The organism is Paractinoplanes rhizophilus, assembly GCF_042664765.1.
In the GTDB taxonomy this organism is placed as follows: domain Bacteria; phylum Actinomycetota; class Actinomycetes; order Mycobacteriales; family Micromonosporaceae; genus Actinoplanes; species Actinoplanes rhizophilus.
This window is the reverse complement of the sequence record NZ_JBHTBJ010000007.1, coordinates 193,184-209,079: the sequence shown is the minus strand read 5'-3', so window position 1 is coordinate 209,079 and position 15,896 is coordinate 193,184. Positions and strand designations below refer to the sequence as shown.

At 72.0% G+C, this 15,896-nt stretch carries 19 protein-coding genes, 1 pseudogene and 1 riboswitch; of the genes and pseudogenes, 14 read left to right on the top strand and 6 right to left on the bottom strand.

Annotated elements, in window-relative coordinates; genetic code table 11:
• Nucleotides 1-11 precede the first annotated feature (11 nt).
• Nucleotides 12-114, bottom strand: a riboswitch (glycine riboswitch).
• Nucleotides 115-165: 51 nt separating this feature from the next.
• From mgrA to ACFQS1_RS13170, 3 genes are read left to right on the top strand one after another with little or no spacing between them, the layout of a single operon-like run.
• Nucleotides 166-1,161, top strand: a complete 996-nt coding sequence (gene mgrA, locus ACFQS1_RS13180) for an L-glyceraldehyde 3-phosphate reductase (RefSeq protein ID WP_378967486.1) — start codon at nt 166-168, stop codon at nt 1,159-1,161.
• Entirely contained in the window at nt 1,154-1,828 is a 675-nt protein-coding gene (locus tag ACFQS1_RS13175; RefSeq protein ID WP_378967725.1) for a nucleotidyltransferase domain-containing protein, read from the top strand. Before mgrA ends, ACFQS1_RS13175 begins: the two co-directional genes overlap by 8 nt.
• Nucleotides 1,825-2,580 carry a nucleotidyltransferase domain-containing protein gene (locus tag ACFQS1_RS13170; protein ID WP_378967484.1) on the top strand — a complete coding sequence of 252 codons (756 nt, stop codon included), beginning with the start codon at nt 1,825-1,827 and terminating at the stop codon, nt 2,578-2,580. The genes ACFQS1_RS13175 and ACFQS1_RS13170 overlap by 4 nt, the downstream gene beginning before the upstream one ends.
• Before the next feature lie 92 nt (nt 2,581-2,672).
• On the opposite strand, the gene ACFQS1_RS13165 is transcribed toward ACFQS1_RS13170, so the two are convergent.
• Nucleotides 2,673-2,990: a hypothetical protein gene (locus tag ACFQS1_RS13165; RefSeq protein ID WP_378967482.1), complete on the bottom strand. Its 318-nt coding sequence runs from the start codon at nt 2,988-2,990 to the stop codon at nt 2,673-2,675.
• 586 nt (nt 2,991-3,576) lie between these two features.
• On the opposite strand from ACFQS1_RS13165, the gene ACFQS1_RS13160 reads away from it, so the two are divergent.
• The 7 genes and pseudogenes from ACFQS1_RS13160 (at nt 3,577) to ACFQS1_RS13130 (ending at nt 8,340) form a co-directional block, all read left to right on the top strand.
• Nucleotides 3,577-3,957 carry a hypothetical protein gene (locus ACFQS1_RS13160; RefSeq protein ID WP_378967479.1) on the top strand — a complete coding sequence of 127 codons (381 nt, stop codon included), beginning with the start codon at nt 3,577-3,579 and terminating at the stop codon, nt 3,955-3,957.
• Nucleotides 3,954-4,616: pseudogene (locus tag ACFQS1_RS13155) on the top strand (ABC transporter ATP-binding protein); the annotation flags it as partial. The gene ACFQS1_RS13160 and the pseudogene ACFQS1_RS13155, both read left to right, overlap by 4 nt.
• Before the next feature lie 50 nt (nt 4,617-4,666).
• Nucleotides 4,667-5,398 (top strand): ABC transporter permease, encoded by a 732-nt coding sequence (locus tag ACFQS1_RS13150; RefSeq protein WP_378967477.1) that lies wholly within the window; start codon nt 4,667-4,669, stop codon nt 5,396-5,398.
• Between the two features lie 7 nt (nt 5,399-5,405).
• Entirely contained in the window at nt 5,406-6,629 is a 1,224-nt protein-coding gene (locus ACFQS1_RS13145; protein ID WP_378967475.1) for a sensor histidine kinase, read from the top strand.
• Nucleotides 6,622-7,266 (top strand): response regulator, encoded by a 645-nt coding sequence (locus ACFQS1_RS13140; RefSeq protein ID WP_378967473.1) that lies wholly within the window; start codon nt 6,622-6,624, stop codon nt 7,264-7,266. The genes ACFQS1_RS13145 and ACFQS1_RS13140 overlap by 8 nt, the downstream gene beginning before the upstream one ends.
• Nucleotides 7,267-7,369: 103 nt before the next feature.
• Nucleotides 7,370-7,711: a hypothetical protein gene (locus tag ACFQS1_RS13135; RefSeq protein WP_378967470.1), complete on the top strand. Its 342-nt coding sequence runs from the start codon at nt 7,370-7,372 to the stop codon at nt 7,709-7,711.
• Nucleotides 7,708-8,340, top strand: a complete 633-nt coding sequence (locus ACFQS1_RS13130; protein WP_378967468.1) for a nucleotidyl transferase AbiEii/AbiGii toxin family protein — start codon at nt 7,708-7,710, stop codon at nt 8,338-8,340. Before ACFQS1_RS13135 ends, ACFQS1_RS13130 begins: the two co-directional genes overlap by 4 nt.
• Nucleotides 8,341-8,346: 6 nt before the next feature.
• On the opposite strand, the gene ACFQS1_RS13125 is transcribed toward ACFQS1_RS13130, so the two are convergent.
• The gene (locus ACFQS1_RS13125) at nt 8,347-9,066 is read right to left on the bottom strand and encodes a class I SAM-dependent methyltransferase (RefSeq protein WP_378967466.1); all 720 of its coding nucleotides are present in this window, start codon (nt 9,064-9,066) and stop codon (nt 8,347-8,349) included.
• 90 nt (nt 9,067-9,156) lie between these two features.
• On the opposite strand from ACFQS1_RS13125, the gene ACFQS1_RS13120 reads away from it, so the two are divergent.
• Nucleotides 9,157-11,652: a DEAD/DEAH box helicase gene (locus ACFQS1_RS13120; RefSeq protein WP_378967463.1), complete on the top strand. Its 2,496-nt coding sequence runs from the start codon at nt 9,157-9,159 to the stop codon at nt 11,650-11,652.
• 112 nt (nt 11,653-11,764) lie between these two features.
• A complete protein-coding gene (locus ACFQS1_RS13115; protein WP_378967461.1) occupies nt 11,765-12,685 on the top strand; it encodes an alpha/beta fold hydrolase in 921 nt (306 codons plus the stop codon).
• Here ACFQS1_RS13115 and ACFQS1_RS13110 read toward each other — a convergent pair.
• Entirely contained in the window at nt 12,682-13,137 is a 456-nt protein-coding gene (locus tag ACFQS1_RS13110) for an endonuclease/exonuclease/phosphatase family protein (RefSeq protein WP_378967459.1), read from the bottom strand. The two genes, ACFQS1_RS13115 and ACFQS1_RS13110, sit on opposite strands and share 4 nt — an antisense overlap.
• 430 nt (nt 13,138-13,567) lie before the next feature.
• On the opposite strand from ACFQS1_RS13110, the gene ACFQS1_RS13105 reads away from it, so the two are divergent.
• Complete coding sequence (locus tag ACFQS1_RS13105; RefSeq protein ID WP_378967456.1) at nt 13,568-14,383, top strand: class I SAM-dependent methyltransferase; 816 nt, start codon at nt 13,568-13,570, stop codon at nt 14,381-14,383.
• A 1-nt stretch (nt 14,384) separates the two neighbouring features.
• On the opposite strand, the gene ACFQS1_RS13100 is transcribed toward ACFQS1_RS13105, so the two are convergent.
• A complete protein-coding gene (locus ACFQS1_RS13100; RefSeq protein WP_378967454.1) occupies nt 14,385-14,588 on the bottom strand; it encodes a hypothetical protein in 204 nt (67 codons plus the stop codon).
• Between the two features lie 4 nt (nt 14,589-14,592).
• On the opposite strand from ACFQS1_RS13100, the gene ACFQS1_RS13095 reads away from it, so the two are divergent.
• Nucleotides 14,593-14,775 (top strand): hypothetical protein, encoded by a 183-nt coding sequence (locus ACFQS1_RS13095; RefSeq protein ID WP_378967452.1) that lies wholly within the window; start codon nt 14,593-14,595, stop codon nt 14,773-14,775.
• A 100-nt stretch (nt 14,776-14,875) separates the two neighbouring features.
• Here the strand turns inward: ACFQS1_RS13095 and ACFQS1_RS13090 are convergent, their stop codons facing one another.
• Together ACFQS1_RS13090 and ACFQS1_RS13085 are read right to left on the bottom strand one after the other, a co-directional pair.
• The gene (locus tag ACFQS1_RS13090; RefSeq protein ID WP_378967450.1) at nt 14,876-15,430 is read right to left on the bottom strand and encodes a DUF6817 domain-containing protein; all 555 of its coding nucleotides are present in this window, start codon (nt 15,428-15,430) and stop codon (nt 14,876-14,878) included.
• 31 nt (nt 15,431-15,461) lie between these two features.
• The gene (locus tag ACFQS1_RS13085; protein ID WP_378967447.1) at nt 15,462-15,878 is read right to left on the bottom strand and encodes a VOC family protein; all 417 of its coding nucleotides are present in this window, start codon (nt 15,876-15,878) and stop codon (nt 15,462-15,464) included.
• Nucleotides 15,879-15,896: the final 18 nt, after the last annotated feature.

Here is a 15,896-nt window from a genome sequence, read left to right as displayed (position 1 = left end):
TTTCAGAGTCGCTTGCCCACGCGGTCCGTTTGCCTGAGAGGTTCCGGGGAGGATTTGCCCCTTCGGCGCCACCGAGGCCCGGGCCGGGCCGGTGAACTCTCCCGCGTGGCTGGTCACCAAGCTACCAGTGATCACGTTTCCAGCACGTATCCCTAGGGTGTGCGTGTGACCTACACCCCCGCGGGCAACCGCTACGACACCATGACCTACCGGCGCGCGGGCCGCAGCGGCCTGCGGCTGCCGGTCATCTCCCTCGGCCTGTGGCACAACTTCGGCGACGGCCGCCCGCTCGACCGGCAGCGCGACATCGTCCGCCGCGCCTTCGACCTCGGCGTCACCCACTTCGACCTGGCCAACAACTACGGTCCGCCGCCCGGCAGCGCGGAGCGCAACTTCGGCCGGGTTCTTCACGCTGATCTGGCGAAACACCGCGACGAACTGGTCATCTCGACGAAGGCCGGCTACCACATGTGGGACGGCCCGTACGGCGAGTGGGGCAGCCGGAAATACCTGGTCAGCTCGCTCGACCAGTCGCTGAGGCGGATGGGCCTCGACTACGTCGACATCTTCTACCACCACCGGCCCGACCCGGACACCCCGCTCGAGGAGACGATGGCCGCGCTGGACGCCGTGGTCCGCGCCGGCAAGGCCCTCTACGTCGGCATCAGCAACTACACCGCCGAGCAGACCGCCCGCGCCGCCGCGATCCTGCGCGAGCTGGGCACGCCGCTGCTGATCCACCAGCCGTCGTACTCGATCCTCAACCGCTGGATCGAGCGCGACAACCTGCTCGACACCCTCGAGCAGGCCGGCGCCGGCTGCATCGCCTACAGCCCGCTGCAGCAGGGCCTGCTCACCGACCGCTACCTCAGCGGCGTGCCGGCCGACTCGCGGGTGCGCACCAGCGTCTTCCTCGACGAGAGCGACCTGGACAACGCCACCATGGGCCGCATCCACTCCCTCAACGACATCGCCCGGCGGCGCGGCCAGTCGCTCGCCCAGATGGCGCTGGCGTGGGCCCTGCGCGACGAGCGGATGACCAGCCTGATCATCGGCGCGAGCAGCGTCGCGCAGCTGGAGAACAACATCGCCGGCACCGGCAACCTGGTGCTCACCGCCGAGGAGCTGGGCGAGATCGACGCGACGGTGCTCGATCTCTGATCTCGTGCGCGACCACACGATCCTCGCGGTGGTGGTCGGATCCCGCGCCTACGGCCTCGCCGACCCGGATTCCGACCACGATCGCCGGGGCGTGTTCGCCGCGCCCACCAGGCAGTTCTGGGGGCTCTCGAAGCCGCCGACCCACCTCGACGGCCCGCTCCCCGAGCAGTTCTCGTGGGAGATCGAGCGGTTCTGCGTGCTCGCCCTGCAGGCCAACCCGACGGTTCTCGAAGTGCTGTGGTCCCCGCTGATCGAGCGGATCACCCCCGACGGCGAGGAGCTGCGCGGGTCGCGCCAGGCGTTCCTGTCGCGCCGGGTGGCGACGACCTACGGCGCGTACGCCCGGGACCAGCTCGCCCGGGTCCAGGCCCGCCGCGACCGCACCGGCGAGACCAACCACAAGCAGGCCATGCACATGATCCGGCTGCTCATGGCCGGGGCACACGTGCTGCGCACCGGCGAGATCCTGCTCGACGTCAGCCCCCACCGGGAGCGCCTGCTGGCGGTCAAGCGCGGCGAGGTCCCGTGGCCCGAGGTCACCGCCTGGTCCGTGGACCTCCAGCGGGAGCTGACCGCCGCCGCGGCGGAAACCCGGCTGCCGTCGGCGCCCGACACCGCCAAAATAGATCAACTGCTTCATCGCGTACGGGAACGGGGGTTGCGATGACCATCGACGTGCCGGAGTGGGCCGCCCAGATCGCCCACTCCCTCCCGCACCCCCTGGTCTTCGCCACGGTCAGTGGCGCGCACCTGTACGGCTTCGCGTCCGCCGACTCCGACCTCGACCTGCGCGCCAGCCACCTGCTGCCGGCCGCCGAGGTGCTCGGCCTGGTGCACGGCCCCGGGACCGTGCAGTCGGGCGGCGTGCGCGACGGCGTGGAGCTCGACGTCGTGAGCCACGACCTGGCGAAGTTCGCCCGCCTGCTGAACAGCCGCAACGGCTACGTCCTGGAGCAGTTGCTCTCCCCGCTCGTCGTGGTCACCTCCCCGGCGCACGCCGCGCTGATCGACCTCGCGCCCGGGCTGGTCACCCGCGGGCACGCGCACCACTACCTGGGGTTCGCGGCCGGCCAGGAGCGGCTCTACACGCGCAACGGCGAGCTGAAGCCGGCGCTGTACACGCTGCGGGTGCTGCTGACCGGCACCCACCTGATGCGGACCGGCGAAGTCGTCGCGGACCTGCGCGTGCTCGGGGACGGGCTGCCGTACGTACCCGATCTGATCGCCGCCAAGCGTTCGGCGGAACACGCGCCGCTGCCTCCCGGGATCGCCGAGCTTCTCGCCCGAGAGGTGCCGCGACTGCGTGCCGAGCTGGAGGCGGCCCGGGACGCGTCGGCACTGCCCGACTCGCCCTCGGCCGGCGCCGTCGCCGCCCTGCACGACCTGGTCGTCGACTCGCGTCTGGCCACGATCCGATGACGCTGCGCCCGGCGCGGGCCGGGTTCGTGGACGAGGGGCGGCGGCTGCCGCCGGGTTAGCGATCACGTCGTGCCCGTCTCCTGGCACGAATGTCACAGCGTGGAGAAGCGCCTGGTCCGCTCGCTCTCGCCGCATCGCTGGCAGGTGTGGGTCTGCGCCGTGACGATCTGCTCGTCGAGGTACAGCCACGGACCCCACACGTGCCGCAGCCGCGACTCGGCGGAGCCGCATCGTTCGCAGCGGCGCACCTGGTCGCACCGGTCCTCGGCGACATAACCGTACGGGCTCCAGATGTGGCGGGTCCGCTCCGCGCGCCGCCCGCAGGAATCGCAGATCCGGACGATCTCGCATCGGCTCCCGGGCAGCGACCACGTCCCGGAATGCCGCCCCAGCCTGCACCGGACGCTCATCTCGGCACCTCCTACCCCGACGGTAGGCGGACGCCCGGGGACAGGCGAGGGGCGAAGGTCCCGGCCCCACGCTCCGGGCCGAGCGCGTCGGCGACTCCGGACACCCTGACCCGCAACGCCGTGAACCTGCGACACCCTGAACCTGTGCCGGCGGCTCGGCCAGGGCGACCTTGATAGGTTTCGGCTCGAGGCGGGCCGCAACTCATCAAGCTTCCGCCGGCGCACGAGGTGGCACCCGGAAAAATCCGGATTTTCCGGGTGCGGCGGAAGCAGGGTCCCGCGATGTGGACAGCGCGTCCAGTCGGGCGGGACAGGTCGCCGGCATGCGGGATGCGGTCCCGTCCCCCGAGAGCGGCGGCCACAGAGTGGGAGCCAGGCGCTACCAACGCCGCCGGCACCACCAGCACGAAGGGCGCTTGCACCGGGCAAGGATCTTGCCGATTGCTCCACCGATCGGTTGATGCGCTCCGCCGGGTGAGTGAGCGCCCGAATCCGCCGCCCGCCCCGGCGTTCGGGCGATCCGCGCGAGGGGTCCCGATTGCGACTCTTTCCCCGTCGAAAAACGAAACGCGACGGAGGCAAAGAGATGCGCAATGTGATCTGGCTGATCGGCGGGTACGCCGCCGTCAGCGTGCTGACCCTGGTGACGGTGATCGTGTTCCGGGACGACACCGCGATGGTCACCTCGGGGGTCTGGGTGCGCGGGACGATCGTGGCGGCGGCGTCGCTGCTCACGCTCTTCTTCGCGGTACGGGCCGAGCGCGGCGACCGCCGGATGCTGCGGCGGCTGCGGCTCGTCACGGCGATCATGCTGGTGGCGATCACGGTGATCGTGGCGCTGCCCGGAGCGTTCCCGGTGTGGTTCCGCCTCGAGCAGGCGATCTGCGGGCTGCTCCTGCTGCCCGTGGTCGTGCGGCTCAACCGGCGGGCCGGGCGCGGCGAGCGGAAGCCGGCGGCGCGGCGATGAGCGGCGTGATCGAGGTCGAGCACCTGCACAAGAGCTACGGCGGCACGGTGGCCGTGGACGACGTCTCGTTCACCGTGCACCAAGGGGAGATCTTCGGGATCCTCGGCCGCAACGGCGCGGGCAAGACCACCACGGTCGAGTGCCTGGTGGGGCTGCGCAAGCCGGACCGCGGCACGATCCGGGTGCTCGGCCGCGACCCGCAGCGCGACCACGCCGAGCTGACCCGCCGGGTGGGCGTGCAACTGCAGGACTGCCAGCTGCCCGAGCGACTGCGCGTCGGCGAGGCGATGCGGCTCCACCAGTCCTTCTACCCCGACCCGGCCGACGCCGGGGACCTGCTCGGGCAACTGGGCCTGGCCGGGCGGGAGAACACGCCGTACGGGAAGCTCTCCGGCGGCCAGAAACAGCGGCTGTCCATCGCGCTGGCCCTCGTCGGGCGGCCGCGGATCGCCGTACTCGATGAATTGACCACCGGGCTGGACCCGCACGCCCGCCGGGACACCTGGGATCTGATCTCGGACATCCGCGCCGGCGGCGTCACGATCGTCATGGTCACCCACTTCATGCCGGAGGCCGAGCGCCTCTGCGACCGGATCGCCGTGATCGACGCCGGGCGGGTCCTGGTCACCGCCAGCCCGGCCGAGCTCATCGCGACGGCCGGCGAGCCCACGCTCGAAGACGCATTCGTGACGCTCACCGGGAGGGCCGCATGACCACCCTGACCATCACCGAGCTGAAGCTGTTCCTGCGCGAGCGCTCGGGGCCGGCGTTCGGCGTCGGGCTGCCGCTGATCCTGCTGATCATCTTCGGCAACCTGCCGTTCTACCGGGAGCACCGGGCCGACCTGGGCGGGCTCACCCTGCTCGACACGTACGTGCCGATCCTGGTGGCCTTCGTGCTCGCCATGCTCGCCCTCAACGTGCTGCCGCCGATCCTGGCCGGATACCGCGAGCGCGGCGTGCTGCGCCGGTTGCGAAGCACGCCGGTCGGGCCGGTCCGGGTCCTCGCCGCCCAGCTGATCATCATGCAGCTGACCGCCATGGTCGCGGTGACCGCGCTGCTGCTGGTGGCCCGGCTCGCCTTCGGCGTGGCGCTGCCCCGCCAGCCGGCCGGCTTCCTGCTCACCCTGGTGCTGGCCACGCTCGCGCTGATCGCCATCGGCCTGCTGGTCACCGCCGCCGCGCCCGGCGGGCGGTCCGCCAACGCGCTGGGCGCCGCCACCTTCTATCCCGTGGTCTTCCTCGGCGGGCTGTTCCTGCCGATCCCGGCCATGCCCACCGCCCTGCAGCACATCGCGCACGCCAGCCCGCTGGGCGCGGCCGTCACCGCCCTGCGGGACACCACCGACGGGCACTGGCCGCACTGGCTCGCCCTTCTCACGCTGATCGCGTGGGCCAGCGCGGCGGGCGTGGCGGCGGCTAGATTGTTCCGCTGGGAGTAGGTGCGCGATGGAGACTTGGCAGACGGCCTGGGAACAACGGCAACGGCCGATGGTCACCGTGGTGCCGTACGTCCTGCTGGCGTTCCTGGCCGGCCTGACCGTGGTCTACAAGCACGACCAGCCCGGCTCCCTCGCCATCGACCTGACCCTGTGCGCGGCCGCCGCGGTGTGGAACCTGATCTTCTTCACGGTGCACCCGCCGTGGCGCGAGCGGCGCGGCATCATGGGCGTCTTCCTGGCCGGCCTGATCCTCTTCGGGCTGGTCATGGTGATCCGCAACCCGTGGTTCGGCTTCTACTCGGTGGCGCTGTACTTCTACGCCTTCCGGATCATCGGCTGGCCGCGCGAGCTGTACTTCATCGCCGGCACCGCCGTGGTGGCCGGCACCGCCCAGGCCGCCGGCCTGGACTACGACACCTGGTTCGGGTGGGTCCAGTGGGCCACCGTGGTGGCCGCGAACGTGGTGCCGCTGTGCCTGCTCGCCTGGTTCGGCGAGATCGTGTTCCGCCACCAGAACAGCCGCGAGATCGCGCTGCGCGAGGCCCACGAGGCCAACGACCGGCTGGCCGCCGCGCTGGCCGAGAACGCGGCGCTGCAGGAGAAGCTGGTCGAGCAGGCCCGCACGGCCGGCGTGCTCGACGAGCGGTCCCGGATGGCCCGGGAGATCCACGACACCCTCGCCCAGGGCCTCACCGGCATCGTCACCCAGCTGCAGGCGGCCGGGCACGCCGCCGACGATCCGGCCGCGTGGCGGCGGCACCACGAGGCGGCCACCGCCCTCGCCCGGGAGAGCCTCACCGAGGCGCGCCGCTCGGTGAACGAGCTACGCCCGGAACCCCTGGAGACCGGGCGGCTGGCCGACGCGATCACCGAGGTGGCGGCCCGATGGTCGGCCCGGCACGGGGTGCCGGCGCAGGTCACGGTCACCGGCGAGACCCGGACGATGCGGCCCGAGGCCGAGGTGGCGCTGCTCCGCACGGCCCAGGAGGCCCTGGCCAACGTGGCCAAGCACGCGCCCACCGCCACCCGGGTCGGACTCACCCTGTCCTACATGGACCACCAGACCGCGCTCGACGTGCGCGACGACGGCCCCGGCATCAAGGCCAACGGACACGGTGGCTTCGGGCTCGAGGCGATGCGCCAGCGCATCGAGGCGCTCGACGGCACGTTGCAGATCGAATCGGAGGCGGGAATGGGAACCGGAATCTCCGCGTGCGTGCCCCATGAGTGACCCGATCAAGCTGCTCATCGCCGACGACCACCCCGTCGTCCGCGACGGCCTGAGCGCGATGTTCGCCCGCGACCCCGAGTTCACCGTGGTCGGCGAGGCGTCCGACGGCGCCGAGGCGGTCCGGCTCGCCGAGACCCTCGTCCCCGACGTCATCCTGATGGACCTGCGGATGGCCGGCATGGACGGCGTCACCGCGATCGGCGAGCTGGCCAAGCGCGGCGTCCCCGCCCGGGTGCTGGTGCTGACCACGTACGACACCGACAGCCACGTGCTGCCCGCCATCGAGGCCGGCGCCACCGGATACCTGCTCAAGGACGCGCCCCGCGACGAGCTGCTGCGCGCCGTGCGCTCCGCCGCCCGCGGCGAGGTGGCCCTCTCCCCCTCGGTCGCCGCCCGCCTGATGAGCCGGGTGCGCACCCCGGCCCCGTCCACCGGCCCGCTCAGCCAGCGCGAGCTGGAGGTGCTGCGCCTGGTCGCCGCCGGGCACACCAACCGGGAGGCCGCCGCCCGGCTGTTCATCACCGAGGCCACGGTCAAGACGCACCTGCTCAACATCTACGCCAAGCTCGACGTCAAGGACCGCGCCGCGGCGGTCGCCGAGGGCTACAACCGGGGACTGCTCACCCCGACCCGCTGAGCGGGGCTCGCCCCGCTCGTTCGTGGCCCACCGCACGCCGCGTAAAGCATCCTAGGAACCTAGGCGCTATGGTTCGCGCGGCTTGTCGGTTTACGCTGATCACATGCCCGCCACGACGCGTGACACTCCGGTCGCCCTCCTCGCCCGGCCGCACCGTCCCGTCCTCGTCGCCGGCACCCTCACCGAGCTCACCGGCCCCACCGAGGGCCTGGTCGAGCTGCCGCTGCGGCTGTGGTGGGGCCCGCGCGGCACGTTCGATCTGGCCGAGCCGACCATGCTCGCCTGGATGTACGAGAACGTCCTGCGCGAGGCGATCCGCGCCGGCGAGCTGCGCGCCTATCTGCACGGCCCCACCCTCGTACGCGTGTGGCCGCAGTTGAATCTCCCGAGGGCCGTCCGCGCGGCCTGGGAGGCGCGTCACCCCCGCCTGCGTCACGCCCGGTGAATTTCTATCGCGACGTCGCCCGGGTGGCGCTCGCGGTCGCGCGCAAGCACGGGTTCGTCCTCGGCGGCGGCGTCGCGTGGCTGGTCAACGGCCTGGTGGACCGGCCGACCGAGGACGTCGACCTGTTCACCGACACCGACGGCGGGGTCGCCGCGGCGGCCGGCGAGGTGGTCGCGGCGCTGCGGGAAGCCGGCTATCGGGTGGTGCGCGAGGAGGGCGACGAGCTCTTCGACGGCATGGACGAGAACCTGCAGGAGTTCGTGGTCAGCGGCGACGGCCAGGCGCTGCGGCTGACGCTGTGCCGCCTCGACCGCAACCGGGCGCCGGTGGTGATGGAGCTCGGCCCGGTCATGCACCTCGACGACCTGGTCGCCACGAAGGTGGCCGCGCTGGTCAACCGGCGCGAGGTGCGCGACTACATCGACGTGGCCGCGGCGCTCGAGCGCTACCCGCTGCAGCGGATCCTCGAGCTGGCCCGGGCGGTCGACCCGGCGATCGAACAAGCGGACATCGCCGACGCCGGTCGCTACCTGGACCGGATCGACGATGCCCGCTTCGCCCTGTATGGGATGGACGCGCCGCAGATTGCCGAACTTCGCGGCCGCCTGCGCGCGTGGCCCCGCGACTGAGAACGATCAGACGTCGGCGCGGCGCAGCCAGTAGTTCAGCGTGAACGGGCCGTGCCCGTACGTCTGCGACCCACCCAGCGCGTCGCCGACGCCCGTCGTGACCTTCTCGATGCGCAGCTTCGCCTGATCGAAGATCGGCTTGCAGGTCTTCTCGGTCAGCGACAGCGGGTGCATGTGGTCGGCCTTGTCGTGCATGTCGAACGTCAGGAAGGCCAGCCCGTCCGGCTTCAGGTACTGCCGGATGTTGTCGACGATCTGCGGGAAGTCGAAGCAGTGGTCCAGCACGTTGATGCTGATCACCAGGTCGCAGCGGCCGACGAGGCCCTCGACGAGCTGCTCGGCCGGCTCGGAGTAGACCTCGGCGGCGTCCTTGAGGTCGCAGGCCGGGATCTCGGCGAGGAACCGGTCGGCGAGGGGCTCGACCACGACCAGGTGCGCGCCGGTGAAGAACTTCGTGCGCAGCATGCTCCCGGCCCCGACGTCCACGACCACCTTCCCCGCGTACTGTTCCGGGGTGAAACCGAAGTGGCGCAACAGCCGATCGGTCTGGTTCATGAAGTCGGGGGTCTTGCGCCACGTGTCGTTCTTGTGGAAGAGAAACTCGCCTTCCTGGGCCTCGCTCGCCCACTTCTCGCGCGACTCGGTGGTCTTGGCCACCACCGTGCTCGCACCCTTCCGGCCAAGCAGCCGGTTCACCACTCGCCGGAATTCCACCATTGTGCTCATGGGTGGGCACAGTACGGGATCATGCGGGTTCGGGAAGCCCCGAGTTGTGAATCTCCACACTTTCTCAGCCGTCGATAAGGTAAACGGATCATGACGCTCACGGACCGCCTGCCCGGTACCGCCGACCCCGACGCGGTCTTCGACGCCTTCCAGAAGTGGGCCACCGAGCAGGGCCTCGCCCTGTACACCCACCAGGAGGAGGCGCTCATCGAGCTGGCCACCGGCGCGAACGTCATCCTGAACACCCCGACCGGCTCGGGCAAGAGCCTGGTCGCGACCGGCGCGCACTTCATCGCCCTGGCGAGCGAGCGCACCACCTTCTACACCGCACCGATCAAGGCCCTGGTCAGCGAGAAGTTCTTCGCCCTCTGCGCGATCTTCGGGGCGCACAACGTCGGCATGCTCACCGGCGACGCCAGCGTCAACCCGGACGCCCCGATCATCTGCTGCACCGCCGAGGTGCTGGCCAACCTCGCCCTGCGCGAGGGCGCCGACGCCGACGTCGGGCAGGTCGTGATGGACGAGTTCCACTTCTACGCCGAGCCGGACCGCGGCTGGGCCTGGCAGGTGCCGATCATCGAGCTGCCCCAGGCGCAGTTCCTGCTGATGTCGGCCACGCTCGGCGACACCACGCGCTTCGTCGACGACCTCGCCCGGCGGACCGGCCGCGAGACGGCCGTCGTGGCCAGCGCGGAGCGTCCGGTTCCGCTCATTTTCTCGTACGCGATGACACCGCTGCACGAGACGATCGAGGAGCTCCTGCAGACCCACCAGGCGCCGATCTACATCGTGCACTTCACCCAGGCCGCCGCCCTGGAGCGCGCGCAGGCCCTGACGAGCGTCAACATGGCGACCCGGGCCGAGAAGGACGCGATCGCCGCCGCCATCGGCAACTTCCGCTTCACCGCCGGCTTCGGCAAGCAGTTGTCCCGGCTGGTGCGGCACGGCATCGGCGTGCACCACGCCGGCATGCTGCCGAAGTACCGCCGCCTGGTGGAAACGCTCGCCCAGGCCGGCCTGCTCAAGGTGATCTGCGGGACCGACACCCTCGGCGTCGGCATCAACGTGCCGATCCGCACGGTGCTGTTCACCGGCCTGTCCAAGTACGACGGCGTGAAGACCCGGCTGCTCAAGGCCCGCGAGTTCCACCAGATCGCGGGCCGGGCCGGCCGGGCCGGCTTCGACACGCTCGGCACGGTGATCGTCCAGGCGCCCGAGCACGTCATCGACAACGAGCGCGCCCTGGCCAAGGCCGGCGACGACCCCAAGAAGCGCCGCAAGGTGGTCCGCAAGAAGCCGCCCGAGGGCACGATCGGCTGGGGGCAGCCGACCTTCGACCGCCTCGTCGCCGCCGATCCCGAGCCATTGACGAGCTCGTTCCAGGTCTCGCACGCGATGCTGCTCAACGTCATCGCCCGCGGCGGCGACCCGTTCGCCGCGATGCGGCACCTGCTCACCGACAACCACGAGGAGCCGGGCGCCCAGCGCCGGCACATCCGCCGCGCGGTCGCGATCGCCCGCGCGCTCGTCGCCGGCGGCGTCATCGAGCGCACCCCCGAGGGCGTCTACCGGCTCGTCGAGGACCTCCAGCTCGACTTCGCCCTCAACCAGGCCCTCTCCCCCTTCGCGCTGGCCTGCCTCGAACTGCTCGGCCGCGAGGACCCGTCCTACCCGCTCGACGTCGTCTCGGTCATCGAGTCGACCCTCGAGGACCCGCGCCAGGTGCTGTCCGCCCAGCGCACCAAGGCCCGCGGCGAGGCCGTCGGCGCGATGAAGGCCGAGGGCATCGAGTACGAGCAGCGGATGGAGCTCCTCGAGGACGTCACCCACCCGCGCCCCCTGCTCGACCTGCTGGAAGGCGCCTACGAGACCTATCGCCGCGGCCATCCCTGGGTGGCCGACTACGAGATCAAGCCCAAGAGCGTCGTGCGGGACATGTACGAGCGGGCGATGACGTTCACCGAGTACGTCTCGTTCTACGGGCTGTCCCGCTCCGAGGGCCTGGTGCTGCGCTACCTGGCCGACGCGTACCGGGCCCTGCGCCAGACGGTGCCCGAGGACGCCCGCACCGAGGAGCTCACCGACCTGATCGAGTGGCTCGGCGAGCTGGTCCGGCAGGTCGACTCCAGCCTTCTCGACGAGTGGGAGCGCCTGCGCAACCCGCTCGCCGTCGCCGACGAAGAGGTGCGCCTGGACGACAAGCCGCCGGCCGTCACCCGCAACACCAGGGCCTTCCGGGTGCTGGTCCGCAACGCCCTGTTCCGCCGGGTCGAGCTGGCCGCCCTGCGCCGCTGGGACGAGCTGGGCGAGCTCGACGGGGACTCCGGCTGGACCGCCGACCGCTGGCAGGACGCCCTGACGGACTACTTCGACGAGTACGACGAGATCGGCACCGGCCCGTCCGCCCGCGGGCCCGCCTTCCTGCACATCGACGCGGGGCCGGCGGTGTGGACGGTCCGGCAGGTGTTCGAGGACCCGGACTGCGACCACGACTGGGGCATCGACGCCACGGTCGACCTGGCCGCCTCCGACGAGGCGGGGGCCGCGGTGGTGGTGGTCACGGCCGTCGGCCCGCACTCGGCCTGACGGCCCGGGTGTTCATCATTCGACAGTCGCGGCTGGCGGGCGGCGGGAATACTGGTGGTGCCGCCCGGGCATCGATAGCCTGGCGACCGTGGCCCGACCGGCGGGAGAACTCGTGGATGCGGACGTGAAGGCGACCGACGGGCGATGCCTGCGATATGAGGTCGCCGGCGACGGCGCTCCCGTCTTCCTGATGCACGGCACCCCGGGCAGCCGCCTCGGCCCCCGGCCGCGCGACAGCGTGCTGTATCGCCTGGGCGTGCGGCTGATCAGCTACGACCGGCCCGGGTACGGCGGGTCCGACCGCGACCCCGGCCGCTCGGTCGCCTCCTGCGCCGCCGACGTCGCCGCCATCGCCGACGACCTGGGCATCGACATGTTCGCGGTGGTCGGCCGCTCGGGCGGCGGGCCGCACGCGATGGCCGCGGCGGCGCTGCTGCCGGACCGGGTCACCCGGGCCGCGGTCCTGGTCAGCCTGCGGCCCAGCGACGCCGACGACATCGACTGGTACGCGGGGATGAACAGCGCCAACGTCCGCGAGTTCAGCGCCGCCCGGCACGACGAGCTCAAGCTGGTCGAGAGCCTGCGGCTGCTGGCCGACCGCACCCGGCGCAGCCCGGTCAGCCTCCTCGACTCGCTGCGCGGCCAGGTCACCGGCCCCGACCGGCGCGTCGTGCGCGACGTGACCTTCGAACGGCTGCTGCTGGAGACGTACGCGGAGGCCATGCGCGCCGGCCCGTGGGGCTGGATCGACGACAACCTGGCGCTGCGGCGCGACTGGGGCTTCAAGCTGTCGGAGATCACCCAGCGCGTCCGGCTGTGGCACGGCGCCGACGACAACGTGGTCCCGGCCGGCCACACGCGCTGGCTCGCCGAGCGGATCCCGCGGGCCGAGTTCGAGATCCAGACCGAGACCGCGCACTTCGGCGCGATGGAGATCCTGCCCGACATCCTGTCGTGGCTGGCCGCCGAGGACGAGCCGGAGCTGGTGGGAGCACGGGCCCCGGCCCGCCGGCCGCTCGTGGCGGAAGTCTAGACCTCCAGGATCAGCGCGCGGTGGTCGGAGACCTCCGGCTCGGCGAGGATCTCGAAGCGCCGCACCGCGGCGACATCGGACACCAGCAGGTAGCTCGCGTGCCGCACCGGCTTGCGGTAGTGCGAGGAGCGGGTGTCGGCGGCGCCCACCAGGTCGGTGAGGCCGGCCTCCGCCAGCACGGCGAACGTTTCGCTGCCGGGCATCAGGTTGAGGTCCCCGCAGAGCACCACGAGGTCGCGGGGACCCCGGATCCGGCGTACGAGATCAGCCAGCCGGTCCGCCTGCCGGCGGCGCGCCGGGGTGTCGCCCTTGCCCCCCGGATCGCGGAGTCCGTGCGCCTGGACCACCCACACCGACCGGCCGGTGGCACGGTCGACGGTGCGCACGGCCAGCGCGATCCGGGGGCGGTTCCCGGCCGGCCACTCGTCGTGGTCGGTGAACTCCCCGTGCACGAAGGCCGAGTCGATGCCGCAGACCGGCAGCTCGTCGCCGACCAGGGTGGCCAGCCGAAGTCCTGCCGATGGCGGCCGCCGCCGGCGTCGTGCACGGGGCCGGAGTCGCTGGTCACGAAGATCGCCTGATGCCGCGGCAGCGCGGCACGGACGTCCGCGAAGAGGTCGGCGCGCTGCGGCAGAGCTCGCTCGCCGTCCGCGAAGCGCGTCCAGCCGGACAGCCCCGGCGTACGCGTGACCTCCTGCAGGCAGACGACGTCCGCGCCGCTGCCGGGCAGCCACTTGATCAGGTCGTCGCAGAGGGCGCCACCCCACGCGTTCACGCTCGCGATCCGCACCCAGCCCCCCGCCGCTCCGCCGGTGCCCTCCGCCATCCTCGCACCGCCGGAAATCGCTGGCGCGGCTCACCCCGATTGGTCAGCATGACCCGATGAGTGCGGACCTTTTCGAGTACTACGGCGTCGACGGCGTGGAGGACACGCGCCTGCGGCGATCTCCGCACGGCCGCCTGGAGTTCCTGCGGACCCAGGAGCTGCTGCGCCGCCACCTCGGGGCCGGCCACACTCGTGAGCGCGGCGCGGAGCCCGGCCCCCGCCGGATCCTCGACGTGGGCGGAGCGACCGGGATCCACGCGGCCTGGCTCGCCGCCGACGGCCACCGCGTCCACGTCGTCGACCTGGTGCCCGCGCACGTCGCCGCCGCCGCGCGCCTGCCCGGCGTCACCGCCTCGGTGGGCGACGCCGTCGCGCTGGCCGCCCCGGACGCGAGCGCCGACGTGGTTCTGCTGTTCGGTCCGCTCTACCACCTCGGCGCGGCGACCGACCGGGCCCGGGCGCTCGCCGAGGCCGTCCGGGTGCTGCGCCCCGGCGGGCTGCTGGCCGCCGCCGGGATCAGCCGCTACCTGTCGCTGCTCGAGAACGGCACCAACGGCGGACTGACCGAGACCGCCGAGCCCCCGATCCGCCAGGTGATCGAGACCGGCGACTACGACGGCCAGGCCGGTTTCGTCGACGCCCACTTCCACACCGCCGGGGAGTTGCGCGCCGAGGTGGAGGCGGCCGGCCTGCGCGACGTCACCGTCTACGGCGTCGAGGGGCCGGCCTGGCCGGCGCTGGACGTGGCCGGCCTGGACGCGTTCGACGCCCTGTCCGGCGGCGCATTGCGCTGCGCCCGCCTCGCCGAGCGCGACCCGCTCCTGATCAACGCGAGCGCCCACTTCCTGGCCGTCGCGCACGTCGGCCGTTGACCTACGGATAGGTGGCTTCCGGCTGGGCGGCCTTGTGGTGCATGGTCCAGAGCAGGCCGGCGAGGTGTTTGGGGTCGACCGTCGGGATGTCGGGGACCGGGGCGCCGGCGGCCTTGGCGGCCTGCATCCGGGCGCGGAAGGGCGTGTTCTCGATGGCGGCGCCGATGTAGAGCCCGCCCACGTAGACGCCGTTGCCGGCGGCCACCGAGATGACCGAGAGCCTGCTGCGGCGCGGCCACGACGCGGGCGTGCTGCGTGAGGACTTCACCGCGAGCGACCTCTACTACGCCGACGTCGCCAACGGGCTGGCCCTCCGAGCGCTGCGCAGACCCGCACGCAAGGATTACGACCGCCGTACGCGGTTCTTCATCGACAGCCTCCGCGTGCGCTGACGGCCCGTTCGTGGTGCCCGCGGCCAGCGTGCCGGCGCGGGACCACATGAGCTCGCGTACGCGAACGGCGACGGGGGTGGTGGGCTTTCCCGCAGTCACCCTAGGACGCGTCGCCCAGCACCTTCCGGGCATCGGCGATGGTCTGCGGGGAAGCGATCGCGGCCCAGGCGGCGAACAGCCGGCGGAAGTATTCGCCGTGCTCGTCGCGCATCGACGGGAGCTGTTCCATGACGTCCAACTCGTTGACGATGCTCAGGTCGGCGAAGGAGCGCAACTCGGCCACGCCCGGCCGTTCCGGTCGCTGGACGAAGCGGTTGTAGATCTCGCCGGTGCCGGCCAGCCGCTGCCACGTCCGGCTGCGGTCGCAGCCGCCGTACCGGTGGACCTGGTTCTCCGCCGCCTCGCCGATGATCTCGCGCAAGGTGCTCCGGTCCCGCGGGTCGAGCAGGACGACGTCGAAGCCGTCGGTGCCGTAGGCCGCGTGGGCCAGGCCGGCCAGGCGGGTGTCGTCGTCGAGTCCGAGGCGGCCCAGGCGGTCGTGGACCCGGGACAGATGGGCGTAGAGGGTGCCGCCGGGATGCTCGATCGTCTCGGCGCCGTGCTGTCGCAGCCAGGCGCGCAGGTTCCGCTCGCGGATCGGCGTGCTCTCGGTCATCTTCGCTCCTCTTTGTGCGGGGCCGGCCGGGCTACGGGTCGCGCGGCTCGACCGGCGGGTAGGTGGCGATCTCGATGAGGTTGTCGTCGGGGTCGCGGATGTAGACGCTGGTGATCGGTCCGGCGGCGCCGGTACGGGCGACCGGCCCGAGCTCGACCCGTACGCCGCAGTCGCGCAGGTGGGCCTGCACCTCGGTGAGCGGGACGGTGGTGATCAGGCACAGGTCGGCGGAGCCGGGCACCGGGCGGGCGGCCTTCGGCTCCAGCTCCCGGCCGGCCTGATGCAGGTTGAGTTTCTGCCGCCCGAAGGTCAGCGCGTGCCGTCCGCCGGCGAACGTGACGTGCCGCATGCCGAGCACGCGCCGGTACCAGTCCACCGTGCGAGGAACGTCGGCGACGGTCAGCACGAGATGGTCGATGTGGCTGATGTGCACTGCTCCTCCGGTCACCGGCTCGTCGCCATGGGG

What these genes read in the sequence shown, in the direction of transcription:
- ACFQS1_RS13120 (WP_378967463.1), top strand. Translation starts at nt 9,157, where the DNA reads ATGACGCTCACGGACCGCCTGCCCGGTACCGCCGACCCCGACGCGGTC.
- ACFQS1_RS13090 (WP_378967450.1), bottom strand. Translation starts at nt 15,430, where the DNA reads ATGACCGAGAGCACGCCGATCCGCGAGCGGAACCTGCGCGCCTGGCTG.
- ACFQS1_RS13145 (WP_378967475.1), top strand. Translation starts at nt 5,406, where the DNA reads ATGGAGACTTGGCAGACGGCCTGGGAACAACGGCAACGGCCGATGGTC.
- ACFQS1_RS13095 (WP_378967452.1), top strand. Translation starts at nt 14,593, where the DNA reads ATGACCGAGAGCCTGCTGCGGCGCGGCCACGACGCGGGCGTGCTGCGT.
- ACFQS1_RS13105 (WP_378967456.1), top strand. Translation starts at nt 13,568, where the DNA reads ATGAGTGCGGACCTTTTCGAGTACTACGGCGTCGACGGCGTGGAGGAC.
- ACFQS1_RS13150 (WP_378967477.1), top strand. Translation starts at nt 4,667, where the DNA reads ATGACCACCCTGACCATCACCGAGCTGAAGCTGTTCCTGCGCGAGCGC.
- ACFQS1_RS13140 (WP_378967473.1), top strand. Translation starts at nt 6,622, where the DNA reads ATGAGTGACCCGATCAAGCTGCTCATCGCCGACGACCACCCCGTCGTC.
- ACFQS1_RS13125 (WP_378967466.1), bottom strand. Translation starts at nt 9,066, where the DNA reads ATGAGCACAATGGTGGAATTCCGGCGAGTGGTGAACCGGCTGCTTGGC.
- ACFQS1_RS13170 (WP_378967484.1), top strand. Translation starts at nt 1,825, where the DNA reads ATGACCATCGACGTGCCGGAGTGGGCCGCCCAGATCGCCCACTCCCTC.
- ACFQS1_RS13135 (WP_378967470.1), top strand. Translation starts at nt 7,370, where the DNA reads ATGCCCGCCACGACGCGTGACACTCCGGTCGCCCTCCTCGCCCGGCCG.
- ACFQS1_RS13165 (WP_378967482.1), bottom strand. Translation starts at nt 2,990, where the DNA reads ATGAGCGTCCGGTGCAGGCTGGGGCGGCATTCCGGGACGTGGTCGCTG.
- ACFQS1_RS13160 (WP_378967479.1), top strand. Translation starts at nt 3,577, where the DNA reads ATGCGCAATGTGATCTGGCTGATCGGCGGGTACGCCGCCGTCAGCGTG.